Raw genomic sequence first — 536 nt, 5'->3', positions numbered from 1 at the left:
GAGCCTTAGCTGCTGCTTTCTCTTCGTCTGTTAGATCAGAGCGAGCGTCAATTTCATCCTTCTTGGCTTGAGCGGCTTCATCGACGGCTTTCTTCGCTTCAGGCTTAGCAACTGCATCTGGGTTAATAGCTTTAACAGTATCAACACCTGCAGTCTTAGCTTCTTCAACTCCTGCATTTGTTGTTGCTGCATCTACTGCAGCTTTGGCTTTTTCTGCTTCTGCATCAACTTGAGCCTTAGCTGCTGCTTTCTCTTCGTCTGTTAGATCAGAGCGAGCGTCAATTTCATCCTTCTTGGCTTGAGCGGCTTCATCGACGGCTTTCTTCGCTTCAGGCTTAGCAACTGCATCTGGGTTAATAGCTTTAACAGTATCAACACCTGCAGTCTTAGCTTCTTCAACTCCTGCATCTGTTGTTGCTGCATCTACTGCAGCTTTGGCTTTTTCTGCTTCTGCATCAACTTGAGCCTTAGCTGCTGCTTTCTCTTCGTCTGTTAGATCAGAGCGAGCGTCAATTTCATCCTTCTTGGCTTGAGCG

At 47.0% G+C, this 536-nt stretch carries 1 protein-coding gene; it reads right to left on the bottom strand.

The window, feature by feature from the left end:
- A partial coding sequence (locus E4T71_RS08805) for a DUF1542 domain-containing protein (protein WP_135038959.1) occupies window positions 1-536 on the bottom strand: 536 nt, incomplete at both ends.

Origin of the sequence: Streptococcus sp. WM07 (assembly GCF_004570525.1) — a bacterium.
In the GTDB taxonomy this organism is placed as follows: Bacteria; Bacillota; Bacilli; order Lactobacillales; family Streptococcaceae; genus Streptococcus.
The sequence above is the reverse complement of the archived record's forward strand: the minus strand, read 5'-3'. Positions and strand labels throughout refer to the sequence as shown.